Annotated in this window: 6 protein-coding genes and 1 pseudogene; 2 read left to right on the top strand and 5 right to left on the bottom strand. The window is 63.1% G+C overall.

Translation table 11 applies throughout. From position 1 onward, the window contains the following. Both QWE_RS15215 and QWE_RS15210 read right to left on the bottom strand, forming a co-directional pair. Positions 1 to 309 (bottom strand): annotated as a pseudogene (locus QWE_RS15215) (ABC transporter permease); the annotation flags it as partial. A 2-nt stretch (positions 310 to 311) separates the two neighbouring features. Next, on the bottom strand, positions 312 to 1,412 hold the full coding sequence (locus QWE_RS15210; RefSeq protein ID WP_006727042.1) for an ABC transporter ATP-binding protein: 1,101 nt from the start codon (positions 1,410 to 1,412) through the stop codon (positions 312 to 314). Between the two features lie 433 nt (positions 1,413 to 1,845). On the opposite strand from QWE_RS15210, the gene QWE_RS15205 reads away from it, so the two are divergent. Both QWE_RS15205 and QWE_RS15200 read left to right on the top strand, forming a co-directional pair. Next, the gene (locus QWE_RS15205; protein WP_006727041.1) at positions 1,846 to 3,285 is read left to right on the top strand and encodes an amidase; all 1,440 of its coding nucleotides are present in this window, start codon (positions 1,846 to 1,848) and stop codon (positions 3,283 to 3,285) included. Between the two features lie 116 nt (positions 3,286 to 3,401). Further along, positions 3,402 to 4,454: a dipeptidase gene (locus QWE_RS15200; RefSeq protein WP_006727040.1), complete on the top strand. Its 1,053-nt coding sequence runs from the start codon at positions 3,402 to 3,404 to the stop codon at positions 4,452 to 4,454. A gap of 18 nt (positions 4,455 to 4,472) precedes the next feature. On the opposite strand, the gene QWE_RS15195 is transcribed toward QWE_RS15200, so the two are convergent. The 3 genes from QWE_RS15195 to QWE_RS15185 all read right to left on the bottom strand — a co-directional run bounded on the left by QWE_RS15195 (position 4,473) and on the right by QWE_RS15185 (position 8,304). Further along, on the bottom strand, positions 4,473 to 5,666 hold the full coding sequence (locus tag QWE_RS15195; protein WP_006727039.1) for an alpha-D-ribose 1-methylphosphonate 5-triphosphate diphosphatase: 1,194 nt from the start codon (positions 5,664 to 5,666) through the stop codon (positions 4,473 to 4,475). An 83-nt stretch (positions 5,667 to 5,749) separates the two neighbouring features. Continuing rightward, the gene (locus QWE_RS15190) at positions 5,750 to 6,925 is read right to left on the bottom strand and encodes an acetate/propionate family kinase (RefSeq protein WP_006727038.1); all 1,176 of its coding nucleotides are present in this window, start codon (positions 6,923 to 6,925) and stop codon (positions 5,750 to 5,752) included. Continuing rightward, entirely contained in the window at positions 6,922 to 8,304 is a 1,383-nt protein-coding gene (locus QWE_RS15185) for a bifunctional enoyl-CoA hydratase/phosphate acetyltransferase (protein ID WP_006727037.1), read from the bottom strand. Before QWE_RS15185 ends, QWE_RS15190 begins: the two co-directional genes overlap by 4 nt. Positions 8,305 to 8,505 lie beyond the last annotated feature (201 nt).

The following is an 8,505-nucleotide window of genomic DNA, read 5'->3' as shown; positions in this document are numbered from 1 at the left end:
GGTGAAGAGCGTCGTGTAGAGCGAGAGCTTGATGGAGCGCCAGAAGATCGCGAGATGCGCGTCGGCTATTCCCAGCGTGTCGTCAAAGATGTCGCGCTGCATGAAGACCGAGGTCCAGCCTTCGAGCGAGAAGGTGCCGAATTTCACGTCGCCATAGTCGCCCTTCTCCAGGAAGGAATAGAGTACCATGACGAGGAGGGGCCCGAGGGCTGCGACGAAGATGATGACAAGCGCCGGGAGGCTCAGGAACCAGCGGTTTCGGATGTCGCGCGATTTGGCATTTTCAGGGGCCGTCTTGATCGCGCTCATGATCAATCCCTCAGGATCTGCGCGACATCATGGCTGACCATGATGCCGACATGTTGGCCCTCGACCAGGCCGCAACTGCCGCTGCGGCTGTTTTGCTGACGAACCGTGAAGAGCGAGCCACCTTCGAGGCGGACATTGATATTGGTGTCCGTTCCCAGATAGACGACGCTTTCGATGGATCCCTGCAAGGTCGCCTCATCTGTCGGATCCACGATCGCGGCATGTTCGGGGCGGATGACGATGGTCACCTTGCCTGTTGGCGTTGTGTTGTCCGGCAAGGTCGCGGGGATCTCACGGCCGGAGCGCAACCGGACACTTGCCCGGTCGCCCGTGACAGAGGCAACCTCGACCTCAAGGAAGTTGGTTTCACCGATGAAGTCGGCGACGAAGCGTTCCGCCGGACGGTCGTAGATGTCCCAAGGCGAGCCGACCTGCCGCAGGCTGCCCGACGACATGACCGCAATGCGGTCCGACATGGTGAGTGCTTCTTCCTGGTCGTGGGTCACGAAGATGAAGGTGATGCCGGTCTCGGCCTGGACCCGCTTCAGCTCGATCTGCATCTCCTTGCGCAGCTTGTAGTCGAGCGCCGACAGGGGCTCGTCGAGCAATAGGACCTTCGGCTTGGGGGCCAGTGCCCGGGCGAGCGCCACGCGCTGTTGCTGGCCGCCGGAGATCTGGCTCACCTGCCGGTCGCGCATCTGGGTCATGTGGACGAGATCGAGCATCTCGGCGACGCGGGCCTCAACCTCGGCCTTCGGCTTGCCGAGCATCTTGAGCCCGAAGCCGATATTGTCGGCGACGCTCATGTGCGGGAAGAGGGCGTAGGACTGGAAGACGGTGTTGACCGGTCGCTTAAAGGGCGGAAGCGGGGCTATGTCCTCGCCGTGCAGCAGGATTTCGCCCGTGGTTGGAAAGTCGAAGCCGGCGATCAGGCGGAGAAGGGTGGTCTTGCCGCAACCGGATGGACCCAGCAGCGTGAAGAACTCGTTTTCCCTGATCTTGAGAAAGATCCCGTCGAGGGCTGTGACCTTGTCCTGTCCTGATCCGTAGATGCGGCTGACGCTGCGGATTTCGATGGCTGCCTTGTCTGATGCGGAACTCAAGCCGTGCTCCCTGGCGTTCGGGTTATGCGCGAAGTGCTTTGTTCGACCCCGGATGCGGCAAAGACTGCCGATTGCGGAGTGGCGCAGGTGGTCTCACGCAAGTCACGTGCCAGCTTTCAAGCATGCCGATCTCTCCCTCCGTGGCGGTCGCCGGACTGCCCCGTTTTCGGGATCTGAGCCGGATTTCGCCTGATTTCGTCGATGTTCCCGTGTTTCGGAAGTGCGGTTCGACGAGACCCGCAGCATCCTCTTTTGTGGCATGTTGCCTCTAATTTGGTCGTTTGACCATTTTTATTTTGAGTGGGTGGAAAGTTTTCCGGATGCGCATGGCTGGCCTGCGTGAGGCGCTCGGCCCAGCGCTTGACAGTGTCCTGTCGGGAAGCCCATCGTCTCTGCCTGCCCGACCAGAGCGCCCATTCGAACGGAGCCCCGCGTGTCCGACCTGACCTCCCTGTCCCTTGCCGACTTGCTGAAAACGCTTAATGCGGGAGGCGTCTCGGCTGAGGACGTCATGGAAGCCTATCTCGATCGCATTGAGCGACTCAACCCTCGGATCAATGCGCTTGTCAGCCTTCGCTCGCGTGAGGCACTCATTGCCGAAGCCCGGTCCAGGGATGCCGAGCGCAAGCAAGGCAGATCCCTCGGGGTCCTGCACGGCGTACCGATTGCGATCAAGGACCTGAGCGAGGCGAAGGGCATTCTCTGTACCTATGGTTCGCCGCTCTTCCACGATTATGTGCCGGATTTCGACGACATCCAGGTCGAGCGTATCAGGGCCGCTGGCGCCATCGTCATCGGCAAGACCAACACGCCCGAATGGGGCTTCGGTTCGCATAGCTACAATCCGGTGTTTGGCGTGACCCGCAATCCGTGGGACCTCAGCCGCTCTGCCGGCGGCTCAAGCGGCGGGGCAGGGGCAGCGCTTGCTGCCCGTCTCGTGCCGGTCGCAGATGGCAGCGACATGATGGGGTCTCTGCGAAATCCGGCCGCCTTCAACAATGTCGTCGGATTCCGTCCGAGCTTCGGCCGCGTGCCCACGCTTCCCGGTCGCGACGCCTATCTCAATCAGCTCGCGACGCTGGGGCCGATGGGGCGCTCGGTCCAGGACGTTGAGACGCTTCTCAACGTGCAATCCGGTTTCGATCCGCGCGATCCCTCCTCCTTCGAAAGCGGGTCGATTTCCCTCGATCCGACGATCCCCAGCAAGGGCGGTCGCATCGGCTGGCTCGGCAACTTCGGTGGACATCTCTCCTTCGAAGCCGGCGTGCTCGAATTGAACGAGAAGGCGCTCGGCGTCTTCGAAGGATTGGGTTTCGCCGTCGAACCGGTGAAGGTCGATTTCGACATGAACAGGCTCTGGTGGGCGTGGACGACTCTCCGCAGCTATTTCACCGCCGGCAGCATGCGGGACTTCTATGAAGATCCCGGCCGACGTGGCGCGCTGAAGGCCGAGATCCTCTATGAGGTCCGCTCCGGGTTGCGGATCCAGGCGGCGGATGTGTACGAGGCCTCGGCCGTTCGCACGGCCTGGTATCAGGCGATGATGAAGGTTTTCGAGACTTGCGATTATCTCGTGGCGCCGGCCGCGCAGGTCTTCCCCTTCGATGCGGATATTCCGTGGCCGCGCGAGATTGCGGGCAAGCACATGGACACCTATCATCGCTGGATGGAAGTCGTGATTGGTCCCAGCATGGCCGGCCTGCCGGTCGCTGCACTGCCGGCCGGCTTTTCGGCGACAGGCCTGCCCAACGGCTTCCAGCTGATCGGGCGACCGAGGGCGGATCAGGCCGTGCTGTCGGTTGCCTCAGCCTACGAGGCGGCGACCGACTGGCTTGCACGTGTGCCGCCACTTGCTCCCGTGACCGCGGGATAAATCGTCGCGCAGCTTGAAGCGAGACATGATTTGGTCCAACGATTCCGAAACAGTCGCGGTGTTTCGCCATTCCCCGTCCGGGCTTTTGCCTGGACACCACTTCTGGATCCTTCTTCATGAACCTAGTTTTCGACGGCCACAACGATGTTCTTCTGCGCCTCTGGCGCAGCCGCAGCGAGGGCCGCAATCCGGTCGCAGAATTCCGCAACGGAACGAGCGCCGGGCATATTGATGCGCCGCGCGCGCGGAAAGGCGGGCTCGCCGGCGGTCTCTGCGCCATCTACATTCCCTCGCCGCATGACTTCAATCTGCGCGAACCGGATGTGAACGGCCACTATTCCACACCCCTCGATCCGCCGCTGGAGCGGATCCCGTCGCTCGACATCGCCCTGCAGATGGCAGCGATCGCCCATCGGCTCGACCAGGACGGCAGCTGGCGGCTTTGCCGGACGACGGCCGAGATCCGCCAGGCCATGGCGGACAACGTCTTTGCCGCTGTCCTGCATATGGAAGGCTGCGAGGCGCTCGATGCCGATCTCGAGACGCTGGAGGTCTTCTATGCCGCAGGTCTGCGCTCGCTCGGGCCGGTCTGGAGCCGCCACAACATCTTCGGGCACGGCGTGCCCTTTGCCTATCCGAGTTCGCCCGATACCGGGCCCGGGCTGACGAAATCCGGGGAAGATCTGATCAAGGCCTGCAACCGGCTTGGCATCCTGATCGATCTCGCCCATATCACCGAGAAGGGCTTCTGGGATGTCGAGCGTCTGAGCGACCAGCCACTGATCGCCAGCCATTCCAACGTCCATGCCCTGACGCCTGTCGCCCGCAATCTGACGGACCGACAGATGGATGCGATCAAGGCCAGCCACGGGCTCGTCGGTCTCAACTATGCCGTCACCATGCTCCGGCCAGATGGTCGCGACGATGCGGAGACGTCGCTTGCGACCATGGTCAGCCATATCGACTATCTCGTCGACCGCATGGGGATCGACTGCGTGGCGCTGGGGTCCGATTTCGACGGCGCGACGATCCCGAATGTCATCGGCGACGCCACCGGCAACCAGCGGCTCGTGACGGCGCTGAAGGAGCGCGGCTACGGTCCTTCAGACCTCGACAAGATCTGCCGAGAGAACTGGCTTCGGGTGCTGGCATCGGCCTGGCACGAGTGAGCCAGGTCGTTTCCCTGGTCAGGCGACCCGGTTGCCGGAGCGCCAGGCCGACTTGACGAAGGGTTGCCCGTCCTGCAGGTCGACGCGGATCAGATCTGCCTTCAGCCCGGTTTCGATGGCGCCGCGATCGGTGAGGTTGCCCGCGAGCGCCGGGCTGCGCGTCACCATGGCAACGGCGCTCGGCAGGTCGTAGTCGAGGCCGGGATCGGCGGAGATCATGAAGGCGGCGTCGAGCATCGAGCGCGGCACATAATCCGAGGCGAGGATGTCGACCAGCCTTTGGGCGAGCAGATCACGCACGGCGATATTGCCCGACTGCGAGCCACCGCGCACGAGGTTCGGAGCGCCAGCTACGATCATCATGCCGGCAGACCGTGCCGCTTCGGCCGCTTCCATCGAGCAGGGGAATTCGGAGATCGATACGCCCTCTGCGATGCCCTCCTCGATATGCGCCACATCGGTGTCGTCATGGCTCATCAGCGGCATGGCGCGCGACCGGGCGAGCGCGACGACCTCTGGACGGGTGGTCGCGGCAAACTGGCTTTTCTCGGCAACGAGCACCTTGATCTTCTCGCGCACCAGCTCCGGGCTCTCGCCTGTTGATTTGCAGGCTCGGTGGACATAGGCCTCGATGTCACGGCTCTGGCGAATTCCGGGCAGGTGTTCCATCACCGAGATGACGCGCACTATCTCGCGGTCGATATGCTCGGCCGTCAGTTGCGGGGTGACCAGGTCTGTCAGTTCGCAGCGCAGGTGCACGAGGTGTTCGGCCCTGAACATCCCGGCGCTTTGCGCCTGCTCCAGCGCCTCGATCATCGGCTTCAGGATTTCGGCGCGCTCCGGATTGTCGGTGGTCGCGCCGACGCAGAGGCTGTCGAAGACGGTGGTCACGCCGCCGCCGATGATCTGGGCATCATGGGCAAGGGCAGCGCGCATGAAATCCCAGCGCACGTGGGCGCGCGGATAGAGATGCTTCTCGAAATGGTCGGTGTGGATGTCGACAAGGCCGGGCAGGAGATAGTCGCCGGCGAAGTCGAGTGCATCGGCATGGGGTGAAGGTCCCTCATGGATTTCGACAATCAGGCCATTTTCGATGACCACCGAACCATGCAGCACATGGCTTGGGGTCACAACGCGGGCATTGGAGAGGATCAGGACCTCGCCGCGCGCCGCTTCATGGGCTTCACCCGTCGCATCCGTCTGTCGCAGCATGTCTCGGCCTCCATCCGCTTCTCGTCGAAGCGTCTCTAGGCGCGTTTCATGACGCTTTGGTGTCAGGGGGTGCTCATGACAGCTCAGCCCATGAGTTTCAGGCAGTCGTCGGCGATGACCTGTTCCTCGTCGGTCGCAATGATCAGGATCTTCACGCGGCTTTCCTCGCGCGAGATCACGGCCTCGTTGCGGTCGTTCGCCTCGCTGTCCAGAAGCAGGCCGAGGAAGCGCAGGCGCTCGACCACCGAACGGCGGATCGTTGGCTGGTTCTCGCCGATGCCGGCGGTGAAGACCAAGGTGTCGAGACCACCGAGCGAGGCGGCGAGCCGCGCCACTTCGCCGGCGATCCTGAGTGTGAAGACATCGAGCGCCTCGCAGGCCTCCTTGATCGGAGTCTCCAGCAGCACCCGGCTGTCGGCGCTGATGCCGGATAGACCGAGCAGGCCAGACTGCTTGTAGATCATGTCCTCGACCTGTTTGACGCTCAGTCCATGGGCCTCGATCAGGTGGAACAACACACCGGGGTCGATGGAGCCGGAGCGGGTCGCCATGGGCACGCCGTCGATGGTGGAAAAGCCCATAGAGGTGTCGCGGCTCACGCCATTCTCCAGCGCGCAGAGGCTGACGCCGGAGCCGAGATGGGCGACGACGGCACGGCCGCCGACGGTTTCCGGTTTGAGCCTCTTCAGGGCGCCTGCGATAAAGGCATAGGACAGGCCGTGAAAGCCGTAGCGCTTGACGCCCTTGTCGAACCACTCACGCGGGATGGCGAACCGGCGCACGACATCGGATTGCGTGCGGTGAAAGGCGGTGTCGAAGGAGGCGGTCTGGGGGAGGCCGGGCTTCAGTTCAGCGATGGCGCGGATCAGGCGCAGGTTCTGCGGCTGGTGGAGAGGTGCCAGCGTCACCAGGCTCTCGATTGCGGCGAGGCTCGTGTCGTCGAGCCTCACGGCATCGCTGAAGAGATCGCCGCCATGGACAACCCGGTGGCCGACGGCCGAGACGGCGTCGAGGTCGTAATGCGCGGACAGCCAGTCGAAGACTTCTTCCAGCACATCGTGAAGCAGGTCATCGGTCTTTGCCACGAGCGGCACGTCGAAGACCGCGGGACTTTCGACCAGATGGAAGGTCAGTGGCTCGGCGCGGAAGTCGATCACGCCCTTGCCGATGCGCCTGGCTCCTGCTTGTTCGCAGGCGAAAATGCCGATCTTTACCGTCGAAGAGCCGGCATTGAAGGTGAGCAGCAGTTTCTGGTTCATGCCTTGCCACCGAGCGCTGGCGTACGCTTGGCAGCGACGAGTTTTGCCAGAGCTGCCGACGCGATGCGGACCCTGAGGCTATCAGAGCGACTGGTCAGGATGATCGGCACGCGCGCGCCAAGCACCAGACCGGCTGCATCGGCATTGGCGAAATAGAGGAGCTGCTTGGCGAGCATATTGCCGGCTTCGAGATCCGGCACCAGCAGGATGTCGGCATCCCCCGCAACAGGCGAGACGATGCCCTTGGTGCGGGCGGCTTCCATGCTGATGGCATTGTCGAAGGCAAGCGGCCCATCAACCTTCGCACCCCGGATCTGGCCGCGGGCGGCCATGACGGTGAGGGCTGCCGCTTCAAGCGTTGCCGGCATCTTGTCATTGACCGTCTCGACGGCGGCGAGCACCGCGACCTTGGGCTCGGCCACGCCCAGCATATGCATGAGATCCACGGCGTTCTGGCAGATGTCGCGCTTGTGCTCGAGCGTCGGCGCTATGTTGATCGCCGCGTCCGTGACGATCAGCAGCTTGGAATAGGCGGGCACATCCATGACATAGACATGGCTGATGCGGCGCTCGGTCTTGAGTCCTGAGCCGCTGCCGACGACCGCGCCAAGCAATTCGTCTGAATGCAGGCTGCCCTTCATCACCGAGCCGACCTTGCCGGCGACGGCGAGTTCGACCGCGAGGGCTGCCGCCGCATGGCTGTGTTCGGTGTTGAGCATTTCCAGCCCGTCGATCGAGATGCCGGCCTTTTCGGCGGCCGCGCGGATCTTTGCCTCCGGGCCAATCAAGATCGGCTCCAGCAAGCCCTCGTCGCGGATATCGACCGCTGCCTCGATCGCTTCCGGCGAGCAGGGGTGGACCAGCGCCGTCTTCACCATCGGCAGGCCGCGGGCCTCGGCGACAATGGCATCGAAGCGGTCGTGGCGCTGCAGCGAAACGTCCGGCGGCAGGTTCTCCGACCAGCTGATGCGCTCAATCGGTGCCCGCACGCGGGCCTTGCCGGCAAGCACCGGCTCACCATTCTGATTGATGCAACGGGTGTCGAAGATGAGTGTCCGGCCGTCGCTTTCCTTCTTCATTAGGGTGACGGTTGCAGTGATCCGGTCGCCGGTCGCGATTTCCTTCCAGAATTCCAGATCCTGACCGAGATAGACGGTGCCGGGACCGGGAAGGCGCGTGTCCAACACGGCCGAGATCATGCCGGCCGGGATCAGCGACTGGCCAAGCGGCACTGGATTTCTATCGCCAGAGAGAGCGGCGAAAAGCTCGATGTCATCGGGGCCTATGATCCGCGTCAGGCTTGCCGCATCGCCGAGTTTCAGCTCGTCGAAGGTGCGGTTGGTGAGGATTGGTCTTTCCATGTCGCTTTCGTCTTCCATTCTCGAACCGTCCTCCCCCGATCCGTCCATCCTACGGCAGGCCTGCTTTACCAGCATGACCAACCTTGGCGGGCAATCTCTAGGGCTAGGGAAGGCCTGTCCTTGACTTGGGTCAAGGGCGCAATGTGGGTGGGGCGACACCTCTCCCCTTGTGGGAGAGGATGGAAAATCGAAGGCTTAGGCGAGCGTAAGCCGCCTAAA

This window comes from Agrobacterium albertimagni AOL15 (genome assembly GCF_000300855.1).
GTDB lineage: Bacteria > Pseudomonadota > Alphaproteobacteria > Rhizobiales > Rhizobiaceae > Allorhizobium > Allorhizobium albertimagni.
The sequence above is the reverse complement of the archived record's forward strand: the minus strand, read 5'-3'. Positions and strand labels throughout refer to the sequence as shown.